The organism is Chryseobacterium sp. S0630 (genome assembly GCF_024158915.1).
GTDB lineage: Bacteria > Bacteroidota > Bacteroidia > Flavobacteriales > Weeksellaceae > Chryseobacterium.
In genome coordinates this window covers 83779-109052 of record NZ_JAMZGF010000007.1, presented here as the reverse complement: position 1 = coordinate 109052, position 25274 = coordinate 83779, and the positions used below count along the sequence as shown (strand labels likewise).

Annotated in this window: 27 protein-coding genes; 21 read left to right on the top strand and 6 right to left on the bottom strand. The window is 34.4% G+C overall.

The genetic code is table 11. From position 1 onward, the window contains the following. Positions 1-8: 8 nt before the first annotated feature. The 14 genes from NK356_RS05295 to NK356_RS05225 are packed head-to-tail and all read left to right on the top strand — an operon-like array spanning position 9 to position 12959. Positions 9-1268 carry a polysaccharide ABC transporter ATP-binding protein gene (locus NK356_RS05295; RefSeq protein WP_253316386.1) on the top strand — a complete coding sequence of 420 codons (1260 nt, stop codon included), beginning with the start codon at positions 9-11 and terminating at the stop codon, positions 1266-1268. Continuing rightward, a complete protein-coding gene (locus NK356_RS05290) occupies positions 1265-1666 on the top strand; it encodes an FdtA/QdtA family cupin domain-containing protein (RefSeq protein WP_079240166.1) in 402 nt (133 codons plus the stop codon). The genes NK356_RS05295 and NK356_RS05290 overlap by 4 nt, the downstream gene beginning before the upstream one ends. Beyond that, the gene (locus NK356_RS24240) at positions 1656-2522 is read left to right on the top strand and encodes a GNAT family N-acetyltransferase (RefSeq protein ID WP_367399294.1); all 867 of its coding nucleotides are present in this window, start codon (positions 1656-1658) and stop codon (positions 2520-2522) included. Before NK356_RS05290 ends, NK356_RS24240 begins: the two co-directional genes overlap by 11 nt. A gap of 1 nt (position 2523) precedes the next feature. Then, complete coding sequence (locus NK356_RS05275; RefSeq protein WP_253316385.1) at positions 2524-3456, top strand: GNAT family N-acetyltransferase; 933 nt, start codon at positions 2524-2526, stop codon at positions 3454-3456. Positions 3457-3459: 3 nt separating this feature from the next. Then, a complete protein-coding gene (locus NK356_RS05270) occupies positions 3460-4563 on the top strand; it encodes a DegT/DnrJ/EryC1/StrS aminotransferase family protein (protein WP_253316384.1) in 1104 nt (367 codons plus the stop codon). After that, positions 4550-6061, top strand: a complete 1512-nt coding sequence (locus NK356_RS05265) for a glycosyltransferase family 4 protein (protein ID WP_253316383.1) — start codon at positions 4550-4552, stop codon at positions 6059-6061. Before NK356_RS05270 ends, NK356_RS05265 begins: the two co-directional genes overlap by 14 nt. Next, positions 6058-6672 carry a DapH/DapD/GlmU-related protein gene (locus NK356_RS24140; RefSeq protein ID WP_301287932.1) on the top strand — a complete coding sequence of 205 codons (615 nt, stop codon included), beginning with the start codon at positions 6058-6060 and terminating at the stop codon, positions 6670-6672. The genes NK356_RS05265 and NK356_RS24140 overlap by 4 nt, the downstream gene beginning before the upstream one ends. A 2-nt stretch (positions 6673-6674) precedes the next feature. After that, positions 6675-7799, top strand: coding sequence for a glycoside hydrolase family 99-like domain-containing protein (locus NK356_RS05255; protein ID WP_253316382.1), 1125 nt, complete (start codon positions 6675-6677; stop codon positions 7797-7799). Beyond that, positions 7792-8637, top strand: coding sequence for a glycosyltransferase (locus NK356_RS05250; RefSeq protein ID WP_253316381.1), 846 nt, complete (start codon positions 7792-7794; stop codon positions 8635-8637). Before NK356_RS05255 ends, NK356_RS05250 begins: the two co-directional genes overlap by 8 nt. Before the next feature lie 29 nt (positions 8638-8666). Then, on the top strand, positions 8667-9335 hold the full coding sequence (locus NK356_RS05245; RefSeq protein WP_034691459.1) for an NAD-dependent epimerase/dehydratase family protein: 669 nt from the start codon (positions 8667-8669) through the stop codon (positions 9333-9335). A gap of 15 nt (positions 9336-9350) precedes the next feature. Continuing rightward, the gene (locus NK356_RS05240; RefSeq protein WP_253316380.1) at positions 9351-10172 is read left to right on the top strand and encodes a glycosyltransferase; all 822 of its coding nucleotides are present in this window, start codon (positions 9351-9353) and stop codon (positions 10170-10172) included. Beyond that, complete coding sequence (locus tag NK356_RS05235) at positions 10169-10996, top strand: glycosyltransferase (protein WP_253316379.1); 828 nt, start codon at positions 10169-10171, stop codon at positions 10994-10996. Before NK356_RS05240 ends, NK356_RS05235 begins: the two co-directional genes overlap by 4 nt. A 15-nt stretch (positions 10997-11011) precedes the next feature. Next, on the top strand, positions 11012-12010 hold the full coding sequence (locus tag NK356_RS05230) for an acyltransferase (protein ID WP_253316378.1): 999 nt from the start codon (positions 11012-11014) through the stop codon (positions 12008-12010). Between the two features lie 10 nt (positions 12011-12020). Continuing rightward, positions 12021-12959 carry a glycosyltransferase family 2 protein gene (locus NK356_RS05225; protein ID WP_253316377.1) on the top strand — a complete coding sequence of 313 codons (939 nt, stop codon included), beginning with the start codon at positions 12021-12023 and terminating at the stop codon, positions 12957-12959. A gap of 40 nt (positions 12960-12999) precedes the next feature. Here the strand turns inward: NK356_RS05225 and NK356_RS05220 are convergent, their stop codons facing one another. After that, positions 13000-14034 (bottom strand): acyltransferase, encoded by a 1035-nt coding sequence (locus NK356_RS05220; RefSeq protein WP_253316376.1) that lies wholly within the window; start codon positions 14032-14034, stop codon positions 13000-13002. A 167-nt stretch (positions 14035-14201) separates the two neighbouring features. On the opposite strand from NK356_RS05220, the gene NK356_RS05215 reads away from it, so the two are divergent. Genes NK356_RS05215 through NK356_RS05205 form a run of 3 tightly spaced genes read left to right on the top strand, consistent with a single transcriptional unit; the run spans position 14202 to position 16737 of the window. Continuing rightward, positions 14202-14747: an acyltransferase gene (locus tag NK356_RS05215; protein WP_034691466.1), complete on the top strand. Its 546-nt coding sequence runs from the start codon at positions 14202-14204 to the stop codon at positions 14745-14747. After that, complete coding sequence (locus NK356_RS05210; protein ID WP_034691467.1) at positions 14744-15583, top strand: glycosyltransferase; 840 nt, start codon at positions 14744-14746, stop codon at positions 15581-15583. The genes NK356_RS05215 and NK356_RS05210 overlap by 4 nt, the downstream gene beginning before the upstream one ends. Next, positions 15583-16737, top strand: a complete 1155-nt coding sequence (locus NK356_RS05205; RefSeq protein WP_253316375.1) for a glycosyltransferase — start codon at positions 15583-15585, stop codon at positions 16735-16737. Before NK356_RS05210 ends, NK356_RS05205 begins: the two co-directional genes overlap by 1 nt. Before the next feature lies 1 nt (position 16738). Here the strand turns inward: NK356_RS05205 and NK356_RS05200 are convergent, their stop codons facing one another. Genes NK356_RS05200 through NK356_RS05190 form a run of 3 tightly spaced genes read right to left on the bottom strand, consistent with a single transcriptional unit; the run spans position 16739 to position 18729 of the window. Beyond that, entirely contained in the window at positions 16739-17497 is a 759-nt protein-coding gene (locus NK356_RS05200) for an SDR family NAD(P)-dependent oxidoreductase (RefSeq protein WP_034691470.1), read from the bottom strand. Further along, on the bottom strand, positions 17497-17730 hold the full coding sequence (locus tag NK356_RS05195; protein ID WP_034691472.1) for a phosphopantetheine-binding protein: 234 nt from the start codon (positions 17728-17730) through the stop codon (positions 17497-17499). The genes NK356_RS05200 and NK356_RS05195 overlap by 1 nt, the downstream gene beginning before the upstream one ends. 27 nt (positions 17731-17757) lie before the next feature. Beyond that, the gene (locus NK356_RS05190) at positions 17758-18729 is read right to left on the bottom strand and encodes a 3-oxoacyl-ACP synthase III family protein (protein ID WP_253316374.1); all 972 of its coding nucleotides are present in this window, start codon (positions 18727-18729) and stop codon (positions 17758-17760) included. A 145-nt stretch (positions 18730-18874) separates the two neighbouring features. Between NK356_RS05190 and NK356_RS05185 the strand changes: the two genes are divergently transcribed. The 4 genes from NK356_RS05185 (at position 18875) to NK356_RS05170 (ending at position 23084) form a co-directional block, all read left to right on the top strand. Beyond that, positions 18875-19351, top strand: a complete 477-nt coding sequence (locus NK356_RS05185; protein WP_227941083.1) for a DapH/DapD/GlmU-related protein — start codon at positions 18875-18877, stop codon at positions 19349-19351. Positions 19352-19388: 37 nt separating this feature from the next. Beyond that, positions 19389-20537: a glycosyltransferase gene (locus tag NK356_RS05180; RefSeq protein WP_034691475.1), complete on the top strand. Its 1149-nt coding sequence runs from the start codon at positions 19389-19391 to the stop codon at positions 20535-20537. An 11-nt stretch (positions 20538-20548) separates the two neighbouring features. After that, positions 20549-21103: a serine O-acetyltransferase gene (locus NK356_RS05175; protein WP_034691477.1), complete on the top strand. Its 555-nt coding sequence runs from the start codon at positions 20549-20551 to the stop codon at positions 21101-21103. Between the two features lie 487 nt (positions 21104-21590). After that, positions 21591-23084, top strand: coding sequence for a phosphoethanolamine transferase (locus NK356_RS05170; protein WP_034691478.1), 1494 nt, complete (start codon positions 21591-21593; stop codon positions 23082-23084). An 8-nt stretch (positions 23085-23092) separates the two neighbouring features. Here the strand turns inward: NK356_RS05170 and NK356_RS05165 are convergent, their stop codons facing one another. Together NK356_RS05165 and NK356_RS05160 are read right to left on the bottom strand one after the other, a co-directional pair. Then, positions 23093-23704 carry a DUF2306 domain-containing protein gene (locus NK356_RS05165; protein WP_253316373.1) on the bottom strand — a complete coding sequence of 204 codons (612 nt, stop codon included), beginning with the start codon at positions 23702-23704 and terminating at the stop codon, positions 23093-23095. 120 nt (positions 23705-23824) lie between these two features. Beyond that, complete coding sequence (locus tag NK356_RS05160; RefSeq protein ID WP_034691480.1) at positions 23825-24958, bottom strand: helix-turn-helix domain-containing protein; 1134 nt, start codon at positions 24956-24958, stop codon at positions 23825-23827. Positions 24959-25274: the final 316 nt, after the last annotated feature.

The window sequence follows — 25274 nt, the reverse complement described above, 5'->3', positions numbered from 1 at the left end:
TTAAGAATATGCTGTCTTTAAAAGCAGAAAATATATCCAAACAATATCGCCTGGGACAAGTCGGAACAGGCACTCTCTCTCATGACCTTAACAGGTTCTGGCATAAAGTGAGAGGAAAGGAAGATCCTTATCTTAAAATTGGTGAGGCCAATGACAGAACCACAAAAGGATTATCAGACTATGTATGGTCTCTTCGTGATATTGATTTTGAAATCGGACAAGGCGATGCGGTTGGAATTATCGGAAGAAATGGTGCTGGGAAATCAACACTACTTAAGGTTTTAAGTAAAGTCACAAAACCTACAACAGGAAAGATCTATACAAACGGAAGAATAGCATCTCTCCTCGAGGTAGGAACAGGATTCCATCCTGAAATGACAGGAAGAGAAAACGTTTTCCTTAATGGTGCTATTTTAGGAATGACAAGAAAGGAAATCAAAAGGAAGTTTGATGAGATTGTAGATTTTTCCGGTGTTGAGAGATATATAGATACTCCTGTGAAAAGATATTCTTCAGGAATGTATGTCCGTCTGGCATTTGCCGTAGCAGCTCATTTAGAATCTGAAATCCTTATCGTAGATGAAGTTTTAGCAGTAGGAGATGCAGAATTTCAAAAAAAATGTCTTGGTAAAATGAATGATGTAACGAGAGAAGAGGGACGAACCATTCTTTTTGTCAGTCACAACATGACAGCTATTAAAGAGCTATGCACAAAAGGTATTCTTTTAAATCAAGGACAAATTAGCTATCAAGGAGACATTCTCAATACAATCATAGAATATCAAAAAAGCAGCGCAAGAGAAAGCTCTTACCAGTATAATGGTAATCTGAACGAAGCTATAGGTAACGAAAATATCAGAATAAAAGAATTTTCAGTCTCTCCTATTAATGGGGATTTACTAGATATTGATTCTGGAGTACATGTAAAACTTATTTTTCATAATTTCTGTCCGGATATTACTCTTGACACAACTTTTGAACTCAAAAATTATGAAGAATTGGTCATCTTTCATGTTGGGAAAGCTGTTGCAGAGAACAACAACTCAAAAATAGGCGAATATACTGTAGAATTTGATATTCCTGCTGGGCTTTTGAATGCCGGAAACTATTATTTCAAGCTTTACTTTGGGAAAGATCAAAAAATACTTTTATACGGAATTGATGAATTTATTGGATTTGAAGTAGAAAATGTAAAAGTTGGAACAATGATGCATATTTACCCAGGCGTTACAAGACCATTTTTTGAATACAAAGTACAAACACCATGATCCCGAAAATAATAGAACTCCCAAAAATATATGATAAAAGAGGAAATTTATCATTTTTCGAATATCCCAATCAACTTCCTTTTGAGATACAAAGGACATATTGGGTATATGATGTCCCTGGAGGAGAAGTCAGAGGAAGCCACGCTTTCAAAGAGCAGCAAGAATTTATTATTGCCCTTTCAGGAAGTTTTGATGTGGTCCTTCATAATGGAAAAGAAGAACAAAGGTTTTCTTTAAACAGATCATATTACGGATTATATATTCCTAAAATGTTCTGGCGAAGATTGGAAAATTTTTCAACCAATTCATTAGCACTTATTGTCTCTGACAGGAAGTATGATGAAAATGATTATATAAGAGATTTCGAAGAATTTAAAATACTGACTGATGAAAAATAATATTTCTGTATTTGATTGTAGTGTTATTGATTTAGGTAAGATCAGTTTTGACGAAGGCAACCTTACAGTGGTTGAAAATAATTCATCATTTCCGTTTAATGTAAAAAGAGTTTTCTATTTATATGATATTGCGGGAGGAGAAAGCAGAGGCTCACACTCCCACAAAGAATGTCATCAGTTCCTGATTGCAACAAGCGGTAGCTTTGAAGTTTCTCTGGATGATGGGAAGTTCAAAAGGCAAGTCTTTTTGAACCGTCCTGATTTAGGATTACATATTCCTCCCGGCATCTGGGCTTCAGAAATTAATTTCTCTTCAGGAGCTATTTGCCTTGTACTAGCTTCACATACTTATAATGAAAAAGATTATATCAGAAATTATGAGGACTTCTTAAGTTTTCATCAGCTTACCCTTGTAGAATATACTCCGGAAATACTTAGTAAATCCTGGGATTGGCTCAATGAGCCGGAAATTAAACATTTAACAAGCACTCCTGATTTTTCAAAAGATGACCAGCAAAAATGGTTTTCTTCACTCAATCAAAATCCTACATATTGGGTTAAAGGTATCCGGTACAACAATAATATTATCGGAGTTGCCGGTCTTAAAAATATAAATATTGATGAAGGATCTGCCGAATATTTCGGATATATTGGAGAAAAGGAATATTGGGGAAAAGGATTAAGCGCTGAAATTTTCAAACACATTTTTAAATTTGCTAAAGAAAAGCTCAATTTAAAAAGCCTTTATCTAAAGGTTATAACGGAAAACACAAGAGCTATAAAAGCTTATGAGAATGCAGGTTTTGTAAAACAGAATTCTACAGATTCTAATATAATCATGTCCATAAACTTATAAGATGGCTATTGAAATAAAAAAGTACAGAAAAGAGTATTATGATGAATGGAATCAATTCATCATAGAAAGTAAAAACGGACTTTTCTTTTTTGCCAGAGATTTTATGGAATACCATTCGGATCGTTTCAAAGATCATTCACTTCTTATTTTTAAAAATAATAAGATCACAGCTGTACTTCCTGCCAACGAATCTGAAAAACAGATTATTTCTCATGGCGGATTAACTTTTGGATCTTTAATTATATCCCATACGGTAAAAACCAGTGAAGTTCTGGAAATTTTTAATGAAATAAAGAAATACTATTCTGAGCTTTCTTTCAATGAAATACTATACAAAGCGATTCCCCATATTTTTCATAAATATCCTGCAGAAGAAGATTTGTATGCACTTTTCCGTAGTGATGCCACTCTCTACAGAAGAGATATTTCATCGGTTATCGATCTTTCACATCCTATCCGATTTTCAGAGACCAAAAGACAATTGGTAAGAAAATGTAAAGAAAATAATGTAATTATTACAGAAAATACAAATTTTGAAGAATACTGGAGCTTACTTTCCTCTGTTCTTCAGAAATTTGATACAAAACCAGTACATACAATAGAGGAAATCACTATTTTAAAAGAAAAATTCCCAGAAAACATAAGACTTTTCGAGGCCAAGCAGGATGGCAGGATTTTGGCTGGCATTGTTATTTTTGATTTTGGAAATACCATTCATACTCAGTATATGGCAGCCTCATCAGAAGGAAGAAAAGCAGGAGCATTGGATTTTATCAATCATTTTCTTTTGGAAAAATTCAAAGACAGAAAATATTACAGTTTTGGAATTTCTACAGAAAACCAGGGCAAATATTTAAATGAAGGGCTAATTCAGCAGAAAGAAAACATGGGAGCAAGAGGAATTGCTTTAGATTTTTATTCAATTAAACTTTAAACTATGATTAAATTTCTTGATTTACAAATGGTAAACTTACAATATAAAAACGAAATAGAAGCTAAACTTTTAGAAGTCTTCCGCTCCGGATGGTATCTTATGGGCAGTCAGCTTGCTAACTTCGAAAAAAATCTTTCAGATTATATCGGAGCCAAACATGCTATTGGGGTTGCCAATGGCCTGGATGCTTTAAGACTTATTTTAAGAGCTTATATAGAACTAGGAGTAATGGATATCGGAGATGAAATTATTGTTCCCTCCAATACGTATATTGCATCTATTTTAGCTATTTCAGATAATGGTTTAATTCCTGTTTTGGTAGAACCGGAAATTAACACGTATAATATTGACATATCGAAAATTGAAGAAAAAATAACTTCAAAAACAAAAGGAATGCTGATTGTACACTTATATGGACAAATTGTTTTTTCTAATCAGCTTAAAGATTTAGCTGAAAAACATCAATTGAAAATTATAGAGGACAATGCTCAGGCAATAGGTGCAGAATGGAAAGGAATAAAATCAGGAAATCTTGGTGATGCAGCTGGTTTCAGTTTTTATCCAGGCAAAAATCTTGGTGCTTTGGGAGATGCAGGAGCCGTAACTACCAATGATGATGAATTAATGAAAGCCATCAGAGCTTTAGCCAATTATGGTTCCAATCAAAAATATGTAAATATATATAAAGGATTAAATTCCAGACTTGATGAAATTCAGGCAGCAGTTTTGGATATTAAATTAAAGTATATTGACAACGAAAACAAAATAAGAAGAGAGGTTTCAAAGCGTTTTATTGACGAAATAAAAAATCCGGCAGTCATTCTGCCAGAATATCCAGCTGATGAAAATGAACATGTCTGGCATGTATTTGTTATTCGCTCCGAAAGAAGGGATGAGCTACAGTCTTATCTTACAGAAAATGGTGTGCAGACTTTAATTCACTATCCTATTCCACCCCATAAGCAAGAAGCCTACAAAGATTGGAATGACCTGTCCTTCCCAATAAGTGAAAAGATACATCAGGAGGTTTTAAGCCTACCGATAAGCCCTGTAATGACCAACGAAGATATAGAAAAAATAATCTCAGAATTAAATGATTTCAAATAAAAAGCTTATTAATATTGATAAGATTCTGAAAAAGAATTTAAAGCAAGCTATAATCAAAAAAAATTATGACTTTGCTTTACGATTAATAGAGTTATCCACACATCTAAAATATAATTATGCATTTAATGATACTCTATATGATCAAGAATTAGAAGACTCTTTGAAACAAATTTCCAATTCTCTTTTTAAATCAGAAAAAATAATTCCCAACGAAAATGTTGTTTTATTCTATGATTACTTTGGCTATGATAACAGAGGATTAACTCAGCAATATCTAAGGGCATTACTAAGACTTAATAAACGAATTATTCTTGTCTTTGAAAATAAAAACAGACATTATAAAAACGAAGCAATTCTAGCCGAGATTGAGAACTATGATAATAAAGAAATTTATTATTTAGAAGGTAATAACAGAATAGAGCTGTGTGCAAACCTCATCAAAATTATCTTAGCAGAAAAGCCTGAACATATTTTAATGCATTTAATTCCCTGGGATACCATTGCTTATATGGCTTTCTATAAGGTACAAGGGATTAAGAGATACCAAATAAATTTAACGGATCATGCATTCTGGCTTGGAGTAGGCATTACCGACATCAATATTGAATTCCGTTCATTTGGACAAAATTTATCTGAACAATTAAGAAATATTCCTAGTCATAAAAACAGAATACTACCGTATTATCCTATTTTGTCAGAAACTCCATTTCAAGGTTTTGATTTTGATACTAAAAACAAAAAAATAATATTTTCTGGAAGTACATTTTATAAAATTCTGGGAAATAACTTAGAATTTCTTGAAACAATACATAAGATTTTACAATTAGATGAAAATCTAATTTTCGTTTTTGCCGGAAGTGGAAATGGTACAGCCATTCATAAATTTATTGATGACAATAAATTAAACAACAGAATATTCTTAGTTGGCGACCGCTATGATTTATATGAAATTATGAAAAATGTAGATTATTATATTTCTACTTTTCCCTATATAGGCGCCTTAATGACACAAATTGCTGTTGCTTCAGGATTACCTGTTTTTGCTTATGTACATCCAAAAAATCTGGTAAGTGATATAAAAGATTTATTTTACAAATCTGATAGATTTAAAAACTTTGATAATTTAGATACATTAGTAAAGGAATTTTCTATTGAATACAAAAAAAACACTCCAAAATCATTTCATAACAATCTGATGATCACTGAAGAAGAGTTTTCTGAGAATTTACAAAAAATATTTAATGGAGAAAATCCGATGTCATTTTTAGAAAAGAAGTATGATGCATTTGAATCCTATCAAACATTTAATACCCTAATGATTGAAGCCGAAAATCTATATAATCCTGTTTTTGAAAATACCATTACTAAATTTTTAACGGGTAGCGAAAGATTTAAAATGTTTCAGGATTATAAATTAAGTTATTATAAAAAAGTTTTTAAAGAAAACAAAATAACATTTTTAAAAACAATATACTATCAAATAACAGGAAAAATATGAATTTTTTAAAGAAATATATTGTCAATTTTTTATTCGATGTACTGAATTCACAGGCTTATAAAGCTCACACTCAAAATAAAATTAGTGAGTGGGCTAAGAAAAGTTTCAAAAGCTTTGGATCTAATTCTATATTACCTGAAGAACACTGGATAAAAAATCCTAAATATATTTCAATAGGGAAAAACTTCAGTTCTTTATTTCATTTACGATTAGAGGCCTGGGATCGTTTCCAAGGACAAGAATTTCATCCTGAAATTGTAATAGGAGATAATGTGGTATGCAATTCCGATGTTCACATTGGAGCAGTCAATAAAATTGTCATAGGAAATAATGTCCTTATGGCCAGCAGAATATATATTTCTGACCATTCCCATGGTAATATAACAATTGATGATCTGGAAAATACTCCTGCTACAAGACCTTTATATTCAAAAGGTCCTGTTATTATTGAAGATAACGTTTGGATTGGTGAAGGAGTATGTATACTTCCTGGGGTTACCATTGGTGAGAATTCCATTATAGGCGCCAACTCTGTAGTAAATAAGAGTTTCCCAAAAAACTCAGTCATTGCAGGAATTCCCGCCAGATTAATAAAAACATTAGAAAACTGATTATGAAAAAAATAAAACCCCTTGCATTTTATCTCCCTCAATATCATCCCGTTCCGGAAAATGACGAATGGTGGGGAAAAGGTTTTACAGAATGGACCAATGTAAGCAAAGCCAAGCCTTTATTCGAAGGACATGAACAGCCTATATTCCCTGCAGATCTCGGATATTATGATCTGCGTGTTCCTGAAGTAAGAGAACAGCAGGCCCAAATGGCAAAAGATTATGGAGTACATGGGTTTATCTTTTATCATTATTGGTTTGGCAGCGGCAAACAATTGCTGGAACGTGTTGCAAATGATGTACTGAAATCAGGAAAACCGGATTTCCCTTTCTGTTTCTGTTGGGCCAATGAAACATGGTCAGGAATATGGCACGGATTGTCAGAGAAAATACTGGCAGAACAGACCTATCCTGATGAGCAGGATTTAATTGCTCATTTCGAATATCTGCTTCCTTTCTTCAAGGACGAAAGGTATATCAAAGTGGATAATAAGCCTCTTTTCATCATCTATGATCCTAATCATTTAAATGAAGGAGATCCACACTATATCTCAAAATTCAGAGAGCTTGCCAGAGAAAACGGATTTGACGGATTGTACGTGATGGCTTCCAATAAACTTTCTGATGCCATTGATTTTCAATCTATGGGGTATGACAGTAAAATTTCCAATGCCTTTCAGAAAGCCTGGGTACCGCATATTAATAAAAAGGAGTACATCTCGCATTCTCAATATTATAAAAATAGAATAAAAGGATTAATCGGATTTAAGAAAAAAGAACAGCCGAAAGTCAGAATTCAGGATGCCCAAGAGGTCGTAAATGACTTGAAGTTTGAAGAAAGCAATGTTCCTACCTATCCATGTATACTGCCTAATTGGGACAACACCCCAAGAAGCGGCTACAGGGGAATTATACTGGCCAACAATTCACCGGAACTGTTTGAACAGCAGGTAGAAAAAGCGGCAAAATATCTTGAAGATAAAAAAGAGTATCCGGAACAGTTCCTCATTGTTAAATCCTGGAATGAGTGGGCAGAAGGAAACATCCTGGAACCTGATAGAAAAAATGGTTTCGGATATTTGAATGCATTAAAAAAAATCTTGAATAAACACAGTAGAAATGAGTAAATTCAGTGTACTTATTGCCAATTATAATAATGGTCACTTTTTTGAAAAATGTTACCAGAGTTTAGTTGCCCAGACTGAAACAGACTGGGAAGCAGTAATTTTGGATGATGGCTCTACTGATGATTCTCTTGATGTCATCAAAAAAATGACTGGCAATGACCAGCGGGTTAAAATTAATCAGAATGATCAGAACCGGGGAATCGGATATACAAAAAGGAAGTTAATACAGCTTGCTGAATCGGAAATATGTGGTTTTTTAGATCCTGATGATGCGTTGACACAACACGCCCTTGAATCTGTTGTAAAAACCCATGCTGAATATCCTGAAGCAGGCATGGTCTATTCTAATCTCGTATTTTGTGATGAACATCTCAACCCGAAGTCAGTACATAAAGCAAAGCAGATTACGGAGCTGGATCACTCTTACTATAATTTTAATGGAGAAATTTCACATTTTGCTACTTTTAAAAAAAAGATATACGAAAAGACTTCCGGAATTGATCCGTTTTTAAAAATTGCTGAAGATAAAGACTGGTACATGAAAATGTGCGAAGTAGCTCCCGTAAAATATATTGATGAAGATTTGTACCTGTACAGAATTCATCAAAATGGAATATCTACCACAAAAAATACAGAAAAAGCCCTTTTCTGGCATTGGGTAGCTCTTATTAAAATGGCGGAAAGAAGAAACATCAATATTGAAGATCTTTTTCTGGAAAATTATATCCCGAAAAACAAATACAAATATACCCTTGATAAGCTGGATCGTGTGAAGAATTCACGATGGGCAAAACTGGGAAATAAACTTGGACTATTTAAAATCTTCAGATACCTGTAAGATTTTTTAAACCGTTTAGATAAAAACATATGATTATTGGCAATGGAATTTTGGCAGCAGCCGTAAGACCTTATGACAGAGAAGATATACTTTTTTTTGCATCCGGGGTTTCTAATTCTCTGGAAAAGAATCCGGCAGAATTCGAAAGAGAAATCGCTCTGTTAACAAAAGTGGCAGAAGAATTTCCGGATAAAAAACTGGTTTATTTTTCAACCTGCAGTATTTATGATCCTACAAAAAAAGACAGTCCATACGTTAATCATAAACTTAATGCTGAAAAACTCATTACGGAACACTGCAAAAACTTTATCATTTTCAGAATTGGAAATGCGGTAGGCCGTGGAGGAAATCCAAACACATTGATTAACTTTCTTAAGAACTCAATTGTATCCGGAACTCAATTTACGATACACAACAATGCAAAGAGAATTCTCATTGGCACTGATGATATTGCTTTATTTACAAAACAGTATATTGATGTACTGAACAATGAAATCATTAATCTCACCTACCCATATCAGTACTCTCTACCTGAAATCCTGTTTCAGCTGGAAGAGCATTTGGGAAAAAAAGCAGTGTTTGAAAATATTGATGAAGGTTCTTATTATAATATAGAATTCAACCCCCGTACAGAATCTTTTTTCACAGGAATTTCTTCTGAGGATTATTTAAAAAAATTATTTTCAGCATATTTATAAAGTAAAACATATTGAATGACAAATAAAGTTTCCATTATTGTTCCCTGTTTTAATCACGCAAAATATCTGGAAGAATGCATACAGTCTGTGATGAACCAGTCTTATCCCCATTGGGAATGCATTATTGTAGATGACGGTTCTACTGATAATACAGCAGCCGTATCCAGAAAGCTTGAAAATGATAAAATACGCTATGTTTATCAGGAAAACAAAGGCCTTTCCGGTGCCAGAAATACGGGGATAAGAAATGCTTCAGGAGACTATATTCTGCCCCTGGATGCAGATGATACCCTTAATCCGCAGGCTTTAGAAAAGATGATGGCTGTTATTGATCAAAACCCTGATACATTGATCGTTTTTTCAGATACCGTTACTTTTGGTCATACCAGCAAAAAATCCAATTTACAGGAAAAATTCACCCTTAAGGAATTGCTTTTGGGAAATAAATTATACTGTACTTCCCTATTTGCGAAAAAATATTTTGATGAAGGAATTATTTATGACGAAAAATTAAGGCACGGATTTGAAGACTGGGAATTTTGGATACAGCTTATATCTTCGCACAGAAACCAGCCCATCACAAAGATTGATTATGTTGTTTTCAATTACAGGTCTCATCCGGAGACTTCCATGATAAAAGATATTACCGGCAACAATGATAAAAAAGAGTTTATTTATCATGCCGTATATGAAAAACACAAAGCACTGTTTCATGAATTTTTCCCCAGTTATATAGCCCTTTTGAACAGAAAAACATTTTATGAAAAAAAACTGGAGAATATATACAACAGTAAACCTTACAGAATATTTAACTTTTTAAAAAATTTATTTAGATGAGTCAGTTTGTACACGTGATCATGACAAGATTCAATGTTCCTACAAAAGGTTGGAACGAAACACGTTCAGGATATAAACCTCTAACGGAAGAATGGCTGGATGACCGATTCAGGTTATTCAGAACTTACGTACTTCCTTCCTATAAAAACCAAACCAATCAAAACTATATCTGGCTAACTTTTTTTGATGTAAATACGTCCGAGAAATTCAGAAAAATCATCAAAGAAATCGAAGCAGAATATCCTGTTTTCAGAGCCGTTTTTGTAGAGGATTTTGATGTAATGAAAACCAAAGCAGTAGAAGTAATTCCTCAATTTTTCACTCCTGATACAAAATTTGTAATCACCAGTGAACTTGATAATGATGACATGCTTCATCAGGACTATGTAAAAACTGTTCAGGAACATTTTAAACCGATTCATGATCTTGTGATTGACTTAAGAAGAGGATATCAGCTGACAATGCTTCCGGGTCGTAAAGCGGTCGTAAATGTATATAATGCGGTCGTAAACCCATTTGTAAGTCTCGCAGAAAGTGTAGATAACTTCAAAACCATGTTAAAAGAAAGAGCTCACAATAGTTATCGTCATTATCCGGATTTCTCTGTGGAAGACAGCAAGGAAATGTACATACAGATCATCCATCAGTACAACTTGATGAATGTCACTTTTAAACATAAAGCTGTTCCTGAGGTTGATTTTTCAGAATATGGAATGACTGAAGACACAAAATTTACAATTGACGGTTTCAAAACATTTCAGCATAATATTGCCAGAGTACCTTTTGTAATGGGACTTATTCTGAAAAAAGTTTTTAAAAGATAAGATCCGGCAGACGTAATGAAGCTTAATAATCTCCAGATATTAAGAGGAATTTCAGCACTATTGGTATGCTGCTTTCACTTTCGTGAAACCATCAACTTACCTGGGCTGAATCTTGGCGATATTCTTTTTAAAAAAGGAAGTATCGGTGTTCCCGTATTTTTTATTATCAGTGGATTTATCATGGCTTTTACCACTCAAAAAATAAATTTCAGTAAGAACTCTTTTCAGCAGATCACTTTATTTTACAAAAGAAGGGTGATCAGAATTGTTCCCCTGTATTATCTTTTGACATTTGCGGCAATAATACCGGCAGGTGGTTTATTCATATACTTCCATGGGGAGGGACTTTATGAGCTTATTCATTCACTATTATTCCTCCCTACTCAAAAAGAATTCCCAGTACTTTTCCTGGGCTGGTCTTTAAATTTTGAGATGTTCTTTTATCTCCTATTTGGGCTCTCATTATTTTTTAAAGAAAAAAGGTATTATTTCATTGTAGCATTTTTCATTCTGACTACCATTTTGGGTTATTGTATACATTTTGACAGCCCTTATATGAAAATGGTAACCCACTCTCTGAACCTTTATTTTGTTGTAGGAATTCTCTTTGCTCTCTTACTGAACCAATATAAAGTACCAAAGAAATGGGCAGCAATAGTTTCTGTAATAGGAATAACATCGTTTATACTTGTTTTGCTTAGTGTCATTCCAATAGATAATGATTGGGTAAAACTGGCCATCATCTCCGCATTTGTCTTTTCTTTCCTCACTTTTGATTATATATTCCATTGTAAAGGAAACAAATTCTTAATATTTCTGGGAGATATTTCCTATTCATTATACCTGTCACATCCTTTCGTAGGAATTATTTTAAAAAGATTTAAAGTTGAAGGCTATTTAAACATTCCTTTTTTTCTTCTTAAAATTGTTTTAGTTATTATTGTAGCCTCACTTCTATACTATTTAGTAGAGAAAAGAGTTACCAATTATTTGAAAATTAAATTAAAAGCATAATCCGAAAAAAATGAAAATTTCAGTCATTATTCCCGTTTACAATGCCGAAAAATATGTTGCTCAGGCTGTAGAATCCGCTCTCCGGTTTGAAGATGTATATGAAGTGGTATTGGTAGAAGATAAATCACCTGACAATGCCTTGCAGGTATGCCGGGAACTCGCTGAAAAAAATGGCAGGGTAAAACTCTTTCAACATCCGGACAAAGGAAATCATGGAGCAGGTGCCAGCAGAAATTTAGGAATGGAAAAAGCTGAAGGAGATTTTATTGCTTTCCTTGATGCTGATGATTACTACCTTCCCAACCGTTTTGATGCAGAAAAAAAGCTGTTCACGAATCATGAAGTAGATGGAGTGTACGGAGCCATAGGAGTTCATTATTATTCTGAAAAAGCAAAAGAACAGTATTATAAAGTGTTTGGAGACCGCCTGACTACGGTTTACAGGGAACATCCGCCCAAAGATGTATTTCCGGGACAGCTTAATATGAGAGGAACTTTCGGACTTTTCAGTATTGATGCTCTTACGATCCGTAAAAGTTCTCTACAGAATATGGAGTATTTTTTCAAAACCCATTTAAAGCTTCACCAGGACACAGAATTTCTGTTCAGGCTCTCCTACTATCTGAATCTGTATCCGGGAATTCTTGATAAAGCAGTAGCAGTAAGAGGTGTTCATGAAAACAACAGAATTACCAAAGTAGATTCCGGAGAAGTGAAACCTGCTTCAACACGAGTAGTATTATGGAAGGAGGTCAACCACTGGGCCGAAAATGAAAACACCATTCCTGAAGATATTAAGCTCCACATCAAAAGGGTATACAGAAGTTTTCAGATTGCCAATGCTCCCCTTCTGAAAAAATGGGGAATGATCACAAAGTATTTGTTGACAGACTATAAAAGCATACGCTCAGGGTTGTACAATATCAACTTCAGAAATGAGTTACTCTAACGATAAACTAAACATTTAGTTCTAAAAAAACATCTACATATCAACGTTTTACAAAATGAATCTTTCTTAAAAGATTTCGCATCGGCTTTTCAATAAACTGGTAAAAAACGGCAGAACTCAACAGCATAACGATAATATAAATCAAAAATACAATATCTATGCTGAATGTACACTCCTGCCATTTCAAAAACTCTCTTACAAGGTAAAGCACAGGAATATGGGTGATGTATATACCATAGCTTATTTCCCCCAGATACTCCAGAGGCTTCAATGAAAAGATCTTACTTACTTTTCCGTTGTTAGCCGAAATCAGAAGAATTGCAGGTACAAAAAGTAAAGCCATCAGGCCGTTGTGGTAAAAAAGCGGAACAAATATCAGAGACAGAAGGATCAGTAAGAACACGATAATAACATGACGGTCATAATTTTTCTGTCTGTAATTTCTCACAAAAAATATCCCCGCAAGATTTCCGATAAGGAATTCATTAAGATGCCAGAAAGGGAAATAGTAGAGAAACTCATGGCTTTTCGTATGAGGTCCTTCATAAGCTCCATACACCGGATAAAGATTAGAAAACACCTGCGTAACCAGCCAGAGACCAATGGCAAACACCCAGATCATTTTGTTTTTCCTTGCATAAAAATAATTATACAAAAATGGAAAAAGCAGGTAGAAGAAGAACTCTACGGAAATTGACCATCCGGGAAAATTCAGAATCATTGCTTCTCCCGGTATCCAGCTCTGAATGCCCAACCCGTATAAAACCAGTTTATACCAGTCAAACATCTCATATCTTGTCATAAAATACAACAAAAGACCAAGCATATAGAGCGGATAGATCCTGGCAAACCTGTTTTTGTAAAACTCCAGATAATCAATTTTATCTTTCTTATGGTAAGCAATAATCATGATAAATCCTGAAAGAATAAAGAAATAACTTACGCCTACGTTAGCCCTCAGAAAAAGATTGGAAATATAATCTATCTTATACAAAAACAGATCTTTATTGAAATGGGAAATCACAATTGCCATTGCGGCAACAAATCGGGTAAACGTAATCTGACTTATCTTCACAGAAACACAGGATGCTTTACTTTATCAAAACCCGGCAACCTCAACACTGAAGGCTGTTTTTATTTGATATAAAGTGTTAATTTTAAGGCACAAAAATAAGATTTATTATTATAATTATATAAAACAAATTATATTTGTAAACTACAAATGTGAAAATAAATTCAGTTATGCTTGATGAAATTTTAGCAAAAATTCAACGGAAAGGCCAGATATCTCGTCTCAAAAAACACCCTAATGTTTCTTTTAAAGGGATAAAACTTGGGATCAGTAATCATTTTGTTCTGCACGAAAATTTAAAACATGTGACCCTCGGGAATTCCATGAGCTTCCGAAATTATGTACATATTCTTGTGCAGCAGAATGCCACTTTAGAAATCGGGGATCATTTTTTCATGAATAATTTCTGCTCTATCAATTGTCTCGACAGAATTTCAATAGGAAACAATACATTATTCGGGGAAGGGGTAAAACTGTATGACCACAACCACGCTTACCAGACTCAGCCGGAATTTAAGCTGTTCTCCTCCGAGTTCACTACAGCTCCCATCAAAATAGGAAGTAACTGCTGGCTTGGAAGTAATGTGACCGTCTTAAAAGGAGTTACTATTGGGGACAACTGTATCATCGGAGCAGGATGTGTCATTCATAAAGATATTCCGTCTAATACTACCGTTATCAATCATCAGGATTTAATATTCAAGGAACGTTCATGAAGTTTTCTATCCTTATCGCCCATTACAACAACGCCATCTTTTTTAAGGATTGCTTTGAAAGTATTCTTCAACAGACCTATACAAACTGGGAAGCTGTAATTTTAGATGATGCCTCTTCTGAAAACGAGAAGAAAATGATACAGGAAATGATTTCAAAGGACAAAAGATTTAAGTTTTTTGAAAATGAAAAAAATTCCGGTGTAGGAGTTACAAAAAGCAAACTGATTGAACTGGCCGAAGGAGAAATCTGTGGTTTTCTGGATCCGGATGATGCTATTTCCCCTACCGCTATTCAAAAATGTATGGAGATTTTTCAGGCTAAAAAAAACACAGTTCTTACCTATTCAAGGTTTATGACATGTGATCAGAACCTGAAACCAATAGCTCCGTTCAGATCAGCTATGCAGGTACCGAACAGAGATCCTTATTTTTTTAATTTTCCGATTCAGATTGCTCATTTTGTAACCTTCAGAAAAGCAGTTTATGAACAGACCGAAAAAATGAACCCTAATCTGAAAATAGGAGAAGATCAGGATTTATATCTTAAAATGTATGAAAAAGGGAATGTTCAGTTTATCAACGAAACTAACTATCTTTATAGAACCCATCAGGGCGGAATTTCCCAGAATGACAATAAAAAGAAATCCCACGAATATTTTGCCCAGGTGATTTTCAATACCATAAAGCGCAGAGGACTTACGACCATCAATGGAGAAAAAGTTCCTGAACAGTATACAGGTGCAGATGAAATATTCGGGCTCCTGCAGTATCAGCATCAGCTGCCTTTCCGGATCAAGAAAAAAATAAAAATTACGTTACAATCAATCTTCGGATAATGTTAGAAAAAAAAATAAAAATTTTGTTCAGGCACCGTTCCATGGAAATGGGAGGCGTGGAAAAAGTATTACTGGGACTTCTCAACAACCTTAACCCAGACAAATTTGAAATGACGGTATGCCTTACGCTTAACCAGGGGAAACTGCGTGATGAACTTCCGAAGCACATCAGAAAAATATACCTTACTGACGGAAAAGAAGATTTTTCCAACAATTCTATTTTACAGAAACTTCAGCTCGTTAAAAGAAGAATAAAGCTGAGAAAACTAAAAAATACTCCGGCCATTGCAGACCGTCTTATCAATGATACGTTTGATATTGAAATCGGAATGGATTACAGAGACTATGATGCTATTCTGAATTCAACCAATAAGAATTCAAAAAAAATCGGATGGTTTCACTCTGAAATTAATGTTCCGAAATTTCAGCCTTTAGTGCCGGATATATTAAAGAGCTTTCCGCAATTTGACCACATGGTATACTGTTCCCACAAGATCAAAGATATGATGCACCAGCATTACCCTAATCTTAATTATCCGGCTGAGAGCGTTATCATCAATCCTATTCCTATCGAAGAAATTAAACGTAAGGCAGAAGGAAAGCTTGAAAATTTCCCTGAAGGACCTGTTTTCGCATCTATAGGAAGACTTCATTCAAGAAAAGGATATCATAAGCTTATTGACGCTCATACAAAGCTTATCAACGAAGGATTTCATCACAGCATCATTGTTATTGGTGAGGGTGATGAAATGAACAACCTCAAGGCACAGGCAGCTAAAAATAATGTTGAAAAAACATTTATTCTGGTTGGTAACCAAATGAATCCTTATCCTTATATCAAAAAAGCGGATTATTTTGTTCTTCCTTCGGAGTCTGAAGCATGGCCATTGGTCATTGCTGAAGCTTTAATTCTTCAGAAACCTATTATTGCAACAGAGGTAGGAGATGTAGGATTGATGATCAAAGACCGGGAAACAGGATACCTTATCAGTTATGAAGTAGATGAAATGTATGCAGCCATGAAAACATTCCTTACCGATCCTGACCTTGTTCTCCACATCAGAGAGAATCTTAAATCAATTGAAAGTCAGTTTGACAATAAGAAAATATTTGACAGCGTAGAAAATATTATAGAAACGCTGCACAAAAAATAAGTTACTGTGCTGAATACCCTCCGTCAATCACAAGGTTGCTACCCGTAACCCATCTTGAGGCATCAGACAACAGGAAAATACAGGCATTCGCTACATCTTTAGGTTCACCTATTCCCAGCGGATGCTTTTTTATGATTTCTGATGAAGCTTCTTCTCCGATATTTTCAAACATTTTCTCTAAAATAGGAGTATTTACCATTGCCGGACTTATACTGTTGACCCGAATATTACTTCTTGAAAGCTCCATGGCCAAAGAACGGGCTCCGGAAATTACAGCACCTTTACTGGCAGAATAAGCAGCCTTCCCGGCCTCTCCTATCATCCCTGCAACAGAAGAAATAAACACAAAACTGGAGTTTTCGTCTTTGTATTTTTTTAAAGATAAAATTTTTGCAATTTCAAGTCCTGCAATGACATTCACTGCAAATATGTCCTGATATAACTGAGGATTGTGCTTTTTTAATGGTAACGTTTTTTCGATACCCGCACAGTGAATAAATCCTGATATTTTACCTAAAACTGAAACTTTATCGGCAATAATTGCTTCAAGGTTTTCAGATTGGGTAATATCTTCCGTGATGGTTTCAACTTTTGTTTCAGGATTAAGCATAGAAACGGTTTTCATCAGCTCTTCCTGGTTTCTTCCTACAAGAATCAGATCAGCACCGCTATTGCTGCATTCTACAGAACAGCTTCTCCCGATTCCGGAAGAAGCGCCTGTAATGAGAATAATTTTATTTTTTAATGAGAAAGCATCCATTAATCTTCAAAATTTTCTTGTCCTATAACATTCATCAGATCTGAAACGGTTTCAATATCTTTAAAATGCTTGGTATCAATTTTTTTGCTGAAATTTTCGTCTACAAACGCAATAACAGAAAGTAAGCTGATAGAATCGTAGCTTTCTAAAGATTTCAAGTTCGTTTCAGTAGTCAATGTTTCATCTTCTTCCAATTCCTCCTGTAGTTTTTCTAAAAAAACGGATGTTTTCATATTTTATAATTTTAAATGTTTATTTTTTTAAATTTCCATAATGGTGGCTCCCCATGAGTACCCTACCCCAAATCCGGCCATTAAAACCTTATCTCCTTCTTTAAGCAATCCTTTATCCATCATATTTTTAATCGCAATAGGAATAGTTGCCGAAACAGTATTCCCGGTCTTTTCCATATCAATATAGAATTTCTCTGCCGGTATTTTTGTTTTCTTTCTCAAATAATTCAGCATAAAAGAATTGGCCTGGTGAAAAACAAAATGATCGATATCATCCATCGTCATTCCGTTCACTTCCAATGTTTCTTTTACCAGTCCCGGGATATTTTCAATGGTGAAATTAAAAATTTCAGGGCCGTTCATATAAATATTTTCAGGGCTGAATTCGTGCTCAGGGTTCAGTTCAAAGTTTGTTTTGAATGCTCCTTTCTTCACGATAAGGTTTTCTGCACCGCTTCCGTCTGTTCCCAGACAGAACTGATAATCGTTACCTTCAGCTTTTTCAATAATAGTAGAGGCAGAGGCGTCTCCGAATATACTTCGGTTTCCTTTATCATCCGGATGAATATGTTTGGTATATGTTTCTGAAGTAACCAAAAGAATACTCTTGGCAATTCCACCGGCAATCAATCCTTTTGCAAAAGCCAATCCATAAACAAATCCTGAGCAGCCAAGGTTAAAATCCATAGCGCCTATATTTTTCCTAAGCCCCAATCTGTCCTGCAAAATACAGGCCGTTGTAGGGAGGAAATACTCCGGACTCTGGGTACAGAACAAAATAAAGTCTACCTTGTTTCTGTCATAGTTTTCGAAAATTTTTTCTGAAGACTGTACCGCCATATCCAGTACAGTTTCGCTGTCAGAAGAAATATGACGTTGAGAAATACCTACTTTCTCCTGAATACGTTCAGAACTCCATTCAGGAAACTGCTTTTCAAGATCATCGTTAGTTAACACCTGCTGAGGCAGATAATATTCTATTTTTGAAATTTTCATCATATTAATAAATTCTCTTTCTTTGCAAAAGTAACAAAACAAATTTACACTTGTGATGATTTTTATATTCAGAATCCTACTAAAAATGGACTCCCTCTATCATAATTTCTTGAACAGGGGCAGCCTTGAAGTGGCTAAATATAGAGGGATGAAAGTTGGAAAAAACTTTAACATGCCTGATAAAGTGTATTTCGGAACAGAGCCTTACCTTATCGAAATTGGTGATAATGTGAACATTGCGGGAGATGTACGGTTTGTCAACCACGGCGGAACGACAACTCTGCTCAGAAAACTTCCAGGTTATGAAGATGCCAGAATCCTGGGGAGAATAAAAATTGGGAATAACTGTACCATTGGTCTCAATGCTGTGATCATGCAGGATGTCCAGATTGGAAACAACTGTATTCTGGGCGCCAACTCCGTCCTGTCACAGTCTATGCCAGACAACACAGTCTTTATCGGAAATCCGGCACAATTTCTGTGTACTATTGAAGACTATGGAGATATTGTTCTTAAAAACAATCCGGAATATCCCCGTGAATTGGAGAAAGACAGAAAAAAACTGGATGCTTATATCAAAGAAAATCTTCCTCACAAGTATAAAAAAGCAAGAAAAATTAAATAAATTTAATCTTGTAAAATCATAAAAAGTAAAAAACAAATTGAAAAAGAAAAAACTCCTCATTCGTATAGGTTCATTACGTCATGGTGGTGCTGAGAAAGTATTAATCAACTTTTTGAAGAACCTGCCTGCTGACAAATATGAAGTTGACCTTCTGGTAAATCTCTATTCAGGATTATACATTAAAGAGGTTCCGTCATGGGTAACGCTGTACTATTTGACAAAAGGAGAAATGATAACGACCAACAGACCGCAGGATATTCCTGTGAAAGCTTACAGGGTTCTCTATCAGAAAATGTTTCTCTGGTTCCCTTCCCTACTTTATAAATTTATTTTAAAGAATAAAAAATACGATGTAGAGATTGCTGCCATCCATGCGATGCATCAGGAAATTCTCTCCAGCCCTCAAAAAGATTCGAAAAAGATCATTTGGGTACAGAATGATATTTTCAATTTAAAAGAATATACTCCGGAAGTCATCCGACAGTTTTTCAGGTTCGACAGAATTCTGGTAATCTCTAATAAACTTCAGGAAGGAATGCATGATTTGGCTAAAAATGAAGCTGAAAAAGCATCTGTGATTAAGATTTTCAATCCGATTGACAAAAATGATACGTTAAGAAAGGCGGATATTGAAGTAGATGACTATCCTTTCAACAGTGATCTTCCCACTTTTGTAACAGTAGGAACAGTATATCCTCAGAAAGGATATGACAGATTGCTTAATGTGCATAAAAAACTTATTGATGAAGGGTTCAAACATCAGCTTTTGATTATTGGTGACGGGTATGATTTTAATAATATTCAGGATCAGCTCAATACACTTGGTCTTCAGGATACGGCAAAAATGCTTGGTTTCAGCAGTAATCCTTATCCTTATATGAAAAAGGCGGATTTCTACATTATGTCTTCACGACATGAAGGATTTCCTACCATTATTGCCGAAGCGCTTATTCTGAATAAACCTATTTCTGCAACGGATATTTCCGGCATCAGAGATCTTCTGCAGAATGGAAAACTGGGAAATATTACTCCAAATTCCGAAGAAGGGATTTATGAAGGAATGAAAAAGTTCCTTACGGATAAAAATATCACCGAAGAATACAAAAAACAGATTTCGGAAACGGAGCTTCCGTTTGTATTGGAAAAATCTGTAGAACACCTTCAGAAAATAATTGACGAAGTATAAATATATTGACGATGGCTGATTATTCTATCATTCAAAAAGACTTTTACCGGGAAAGTGGAAAGTGGCTTTCCACTTTTCAGATCTGGAAAAAATGCATTAATCCTAATCTTCATTTTGTATACATTCTGAGAATGGCTCAGAAATATCAGAAAAATCCTTTTTTAAATCCTTTCTGGAGAATTGTATTAAGACATTATCAGATCAAATACGGGTTTCAGATTTATCCTGAGACTCAGATTGGCGAAGGTTTTTATTTAGGTCATTTTGGAAGCCTGGTGATCAATCCGAAAACAGTAATCGGGAAAAATTGCAACATCGCCCATGGCGTTACAATAGGGCAACAAAACCGTGGAAAAAATGAAGGATATCCGGTGATTGGCGATGAAGTATGGATTGGTACTAATGCCGTTATTGTAGGAGGAATCACTATTGGAAATAATGTACTGATTGTTCCCAATTCTTATGTCAACTTTGATGTTCCCTCTGATTCTGTTGTCATAGGAAACCCTGCAAAAATTATCCCTACAGCAGATGCAACAAAGGATTATATCAACCGTAAAGTATAGTAAATCCAACAGTTATCATAAAAATTCTACTTGTATTTATCGGTAATTTCGTGTACATTTGAAAAAATTGTATTGTTTGATTAAAAAATAGCATCACAATCATCCCATTTTATATAAAAATATTACATTTTATTATCCGGATGGTATCTATCATTTAGTACAGCTTGTTCTGAAAAAAATCACTTAATATTAAAAACACAACTCCAGTTTATTACTAATTAAAAAAATAATTTTTGATGAAAAAAATACAAATCCAACTATCCCCATTCCCACCTACACAATAAGCTCTATAAAGCAGAAAAACAACAACTTAACTTCAAAAGTTTCTTTTTGAGTTGACAATATCTGCAATATATAAGAATTATTAACTGATATTAATTCTTTTCATGCACCCCATGATTCTGATATTCTGTAGGCTCTTATTCAGAAAAAAATTAAAGAAGTTGATATAAAAATTTATTTTAACAGCACAGAAACATATACAACCATGTTTAAAAAAATAGTTCCCATTCTTCTCATTATAATATATCTAACAGGTTTTTTGATTTCATTCCCTTATATCTTTGATAATCTGTTTGGGGCAGAAAAACTGGACAGTATCCGGAATATTTTTGAGTATGGAATTATGTTTTGTTCGTTTCTGGTATTCAACGCACTGCTTTTTAAGAATAAGTATACATCTGTAATAGCTGTTATTCTCTGTTTATTATTAAGTATTAACTTTCTGATCTCGGTATCCTGTTTTCTTATTTATCATTCCGGATTTAATGTAGGAATGGCTATCAGTATTCTTGAGTCTAACCCTGATGAGGCAATGAGCATGTCTTATATGTTTATTCTTCCGGGCATTTTATTTTTCGTTTTTCTGGGAATGGTGCTGTACTCTGTGAATTACCTTAAAGAAAATATAGTTAAAGTTGATGCTAAATTTATCATTATCGCATTACTGTGGCTTATTTTACCATTCGGATATCACCTTAAACACACCTATGTAAGTAATAAAGGAGGAGGCAGGATGATTAAGAATGTGTATTATCATTTATCTGATTTTAATACCGCGTTGAATATACAGAGAGACATCAACGCAATAAAAAAGAATATTCCGGTTTTCAATATCAAAAAAATACAACCTGGAATAGAAAACGTGATTCTCATCATTGGAGAGTCTGAGAGAAAACAAAATATGTCATTATACGGCTATAACAAGAAGACAACGCCTTATACAGATGAGCAGGCAGGAAATATGATGATTTTTGATCATGCTGTTTCTCCTGCAGGTATTACCAACCTGAGTGTTCCGCTGATGCTGTCCAGTATTCATCCGGATGAATTCAGATATCGTTATGATAAACTATCCTATAATATCATCAACATGGCGAATCAAAGCGGATATAATTCTTTCTGGCTGAGTACACAGGCTAGCGCAAGAGGAATTACAGCCATCGCTTCAATGTCTAAAAACAAAAAGTGGGTAAACGGCTATGATGAAGTAATTGTTCCTGAGCTTCAAAAAGTTATTCAGCAGAAGGAAGATAAATTTGTAGTTCTTCATATTATGGGAAGCCACCCTAATCCATGTAACAGACTTCCTCCTAACTGGAATTCCGGTGATCTGAATTGCTATGACAGCTCTATCAAATACACGGATTACGTTTTCAAAAATATTTTCAGTACGCTGAAGAACACCAACTCCGTAGTCATCTATGCTTCAGATCATGGTCTTAAAATACAAGGTGACAAATTATTGCACGTAGACTCTAAAGAATCTACTCAGGTACCGTTTTTTGTATGGTTTGGTGATAAAGTGCCCGCAAACTATAGAATTACAGGGCATGAAACCAAGCAGACCCAAACCACTTATATCTACCCTCTGATCATGAAATATATGGGTCTTGAAGCTCCCCTACATTATAAGAATGAAGGAAATAAATACCTGAATCTGGAGATGAAAAGTATGGAATATGATCAATTGGACGAATAAGCAGGCATTTAAACTTTTATCTGTATTATTTTTCTGTTAATCCAATAAGCAAATAATAAATTAGGAATCCAACACAGCCATGCTACAATAATATAAGACTGAATAGGGTCTCCAGTAATACTTTTTAGTAAAGGGAGCCATAATCTTAATGTGACTGCAGCAAAGGTACAGGCGTAGCTATAGGTCATAAGCTGCTGATGCCTGATCATATTTCCTTTTCTGATTTCTACTAAAGCAGTGAGAGTGGTTAGTAACCAGATCAACCCTAAACAGATAAAACCCATCGCTGAAACCAGCCCTCCATTGGCATAAAATCCCATATAAATAGCTGAAACAGAACTTAGCATCACAGCAATTACATACAACATTCCGATATTCCGATGGATTCTCATATATCGAGTCCGAAATGAACGGCCAAACTGACGCCAGCCTATAAAAAGAGCCAGCCCTCCAAAAGTAATATGGGTGAAAAATGCTGTTTTCCAGATCATGTTGTGGAGTAATTCGGGAGATTTTGAACCCAGAAAAGTATATTTGGATTCAACGAAGGCATAAATAAGAGGATAAGCTCCGATCAGTAATGCCAGTACTCCCATCATTACAAATAATATTTTTTTCATAATACCTGATTATTTTTCTGTAAAAATGAGGATTATAAAAGCTTCAATTGTTCCAAAATGAAAGGTGGAACATGTTTATAAACCATTATGAATAAACACTTTGATCAATTCACCAGCAAATCATTCCATAGTAATCTCTATACTTTGGCTTTTTAGAAATTCTCTGGGTGAGCAGTCCATATATTTTTTAAAATTCCGGTTAAATGATGTTTTAGAATTAAAGCCACTCTCAAAAGCTAATGAAAGAATAGTATACTTTCCGTTTTCAGGAAGTACTGCAATCCTTTTAAACTCTTCAATCCTGTGACGATTGATATAATCATAAAAATTTTTATTCTCAATGGAGTTAATTGCCTGAGAGAGAATATTTGGATGAACTTCCAGTAAGGCAGCGGTATGATTCAGATTCAGTTCGGGATCTTTATAAAGTTTTTCTTTCTCCATCTTCACCACAAGCTTTTCGTAAACAGCCATGATAACATCTTCTCCGGGAGAATTCTTCTGATATTTTACCGTTTCTTCGTTTGTTTCTTTTTCATTTACAACACCTTCCGCTGCAGGCAAGTTCAGAATTCCGACACGACTGATGCCAAAATACGCAGCAGCTACAATAAACAGAACAACTATGAAAAAAATAAGAATGTCATTTCTAATAATCACTGCAATCCATATCAAAGCTAATCCAGCAATAAGATAATACAGCCAGCTGAGATTTATTTTCTCCGTATTTGAATATTGGTCAGAAATCTCCTGTGTATATTTTCTGACAGCAAAAAAACTTAATGTAATATATAATACTCCTGAAAGTATCATCATGTATTTGATAATATTGCTGATTAATTGGTATTGATTGCCTCCGCTTTGATAAATGGCAAGTCTTTCCCAGGGAGACAACATCAATAGTTTAAATAGCATCAAAAAGACAATCAGAACAGGAACAAAATGTAGAAGCCAGATCTTTTTTCCCGGTACTTTTCCTGTAACACAGAGAACATAAATATATAACATTGGCCCGTGGATAAAGGGAAAAATAACTTCATAGCCCAGAAAATAAGGAAACTTTATATAGCCTCCGGAAAAAAACAAGATAAATAAGATAAGATGTATTCCTATCACCAGAAACCATGCTGCCAGAATATAATCAGCTGTAATCTTTCTACGTTTTCCCACAATCAGAAATGAAGAGAAACAGGCGATAAAGACTCCTGCCAGATAGAATACCGATGGTAAAGATTGCAGACCAAAATCAGGCATCAGATAGATAGATTAATAAGAGGTTTAAATTATTCATTTTTTGACAGACACAAAGTCTTTTTATTAACTATTTTAAAAGAAACAATCGAGGTTACCTAAATAATTAAGAATATTTTAATTCACAAATCACAAATTTTAATTTATACTTCGTAATTTTATCCTAGTTTTTTAAACGTTTGGATTAGTATAGAGAATCTGATACTTGTAAAGCATAGCATATCGGAATATTAGATATGATTTTAAGCATATTTTAATATTAAACTTTGTTAAAAGTGATTGAGTTTTTAACAAAAAGTATATTTTTGCACAATTATTG

What these genes read in the sequence shown, in the direction of transcription:
- NK356_RS05295 (WP_253316386.1), top strand. Translation starts at nt 9, where the DNA reads ATGCTGTCTTTAAAAGCAGAAAATATATCCAAACAATATCGCCTGGGA.
- NK356_RS05290 (WP_079240166.1), top strand. Translation starts at nt 1,265, where the DNA reads ATGATCCCGAAAATAATAGAACTCCCAAAAATATATGATAAAAGAGGA.
- NK356_RS24240 (WP_367399294.1), top strand. Translation starts at nt 1,656, where the DNA reads ATGAAAAATAATATTTCTGTATTTGATTGTAGTGTTATTGATTTAGGT.
- NK356_RS05275 (WP_253316385.1), top strand. Translation starts at nt 2,524, where the DNA reads ATGGCTATTGAAATAAAAAAGTACAGAAAAGAGTATTATGATGAATGG.
- NK356_RS05270 (WP_253316384.1), top strand. Translation starts at nt 3,460, where the DNA reads ATGATTAAATTTCTTGATTTACAAATGGTAAACTTACAATATAAAAAC.
- NK356_RS05265 (WP_253316383.1), top strand. Translation starts at nt 4,550, where the DNA reads ATGATTTCAAATAAAAAGCTTATTAATATTGATAAGATTCTGAAAAAG.
- NK356_RS24140 (WP_301287932.1), top strand. Translation starts at nt 6,058, where the DNA reads ATGAATTTTTTAAAGAAATATATTGTCAATTTTTTATTCGATGTACTG.
- NK356_RS05255 (WP_253316382.1), top strand. Translation starts at nt 6,675, where the DNA reads ATGAAAAAAATAAAACCCCTTGCATTTTATCTCCCTCAATATCATCCC.
- NK356_RS05250 (WP_253316381.1), top strand. Translation starts at nt 7,792, where the DNA reads ATGAGTAAATTCAGTGTACTTATTGCCAATTATAATAATGGTCACTTT.
- NK356_RS05245 (WP_034691459.1), top strand. Translation starts at nt 8,667, where the DNA reads ATGATTATTGGCAATGGAATTTTGGCAGCAGCCGTAAGACCTTATGAC.
- NK356_RS05240 (WP_253316380.1), top strand. Translation starts at nt 9,351, where the DNA reads ATGACAAATAAAGTTTCCATTATTGTTCCCTGTTTTAATCACGCAAAA.
- NK356_RS05235 (WP_253316379.1), top strand. Translation starts at nt 10,169, where the DNA reads ATGAGTCAGTTTGTACACGTGATCATGACAAGATTCAATGTTCCTACA.
- NK356_RS05230 (WP_253316378.1), top strand. Translation starts at nt 11,012, where the DNA reads ATGAAGCTTAATAATCTCCAGATATTAAGAGGAATTTCAGCACTATTG.
- NK356_RS05225 (WP_253316377.1), top strand. Translation starts at nt 12,021, where the DNA reads ATGAAAATTTCAGTCATTATTCCCGTTTACAATGCCGAAAAATATGTT.
- NK356_RS05215 (WP_034691466.1), top strand. Translation starts at nt 14,202, where the DNA reads ATGCTTGATGAAATTTTAGCAAAAATTCAACGGAAAGGCCAGATATCT.
- NK356_RS05210 (WP_034691467.1), top strand. Translation starts at nt 14,744, where the DNA reads ATGAAGTTTTCTATCCTTATCGCCCATTACAACAACGCCATCTTTTTT.
- NK356_RS05205 (WP_253316375.1), top strand. Translation starts at nt 15,583, where the DNA reads ATGTTAGAAAAAAAAATAAAAATTTTGTTCAGGCACCGTTCCATGGAA.
- NK356_RS05200 (WP_034691470.1), bottom strand. Translation starts at nt 17,497, where the DNA reads ATGGATGCTTTCTCATTAAAAAATAAAATTATTCTCATTACAGGCGCT.
- NK356_RS05195 (WP_034691472.1), bottom strand. Translation starts at nt 17,730, where the DNA reads ATGAAAACATCCGTTTTTTTAGAAAAACTACAGGAGGAATTGGAAGAA.
- NK356_RS05190 (WP_253316374.1), bottom strand. Translation starts at nt 18,729, where the DNA reads ATGATGAAAATTTCAAAAATAGAATATTATCTGCCTCAGCAGGTGTTA.
- NK356_RS05185 (WP_227941083.1), top strand. Translation starts at nt 18,875, where the DNA reads ATGAAAGTTGGAAAAAACTTTAACATGCCTGATAAAGTGTATTTCGGA.
- NK356_RS05175 (WP_034691477.1), top strand. Translation starts at nt 20,549, where the DNA reads ATGGCTGATTATTCTATCATTCAAAAAGACTTTTACCGGGAAAGTGGA.
- NK356_RS05170 (WP_034691478.1), top strand. Translation starts at nt 21,591, where the DNA reads ATGTTTAAAAAAATAGTTCCCATTCTTCTCATTATAATATATCTAACA.
- NK356_RS05165 (WP_253316373.1), bottom strand. Translation starts at nt 23,704, where the DNA reads ATGAAAAAAATATTATTTGTAATGATGGGAGTACTGGCATTACTGATC.
- NK356_RS05160 (WP_034691480.1), bottom strand. Translation starts at nt 24,958, where the DNA reads ATGCCTGATTTTGGTCTGCAATCTTTACCATCGGTATTCTATCTGGCA.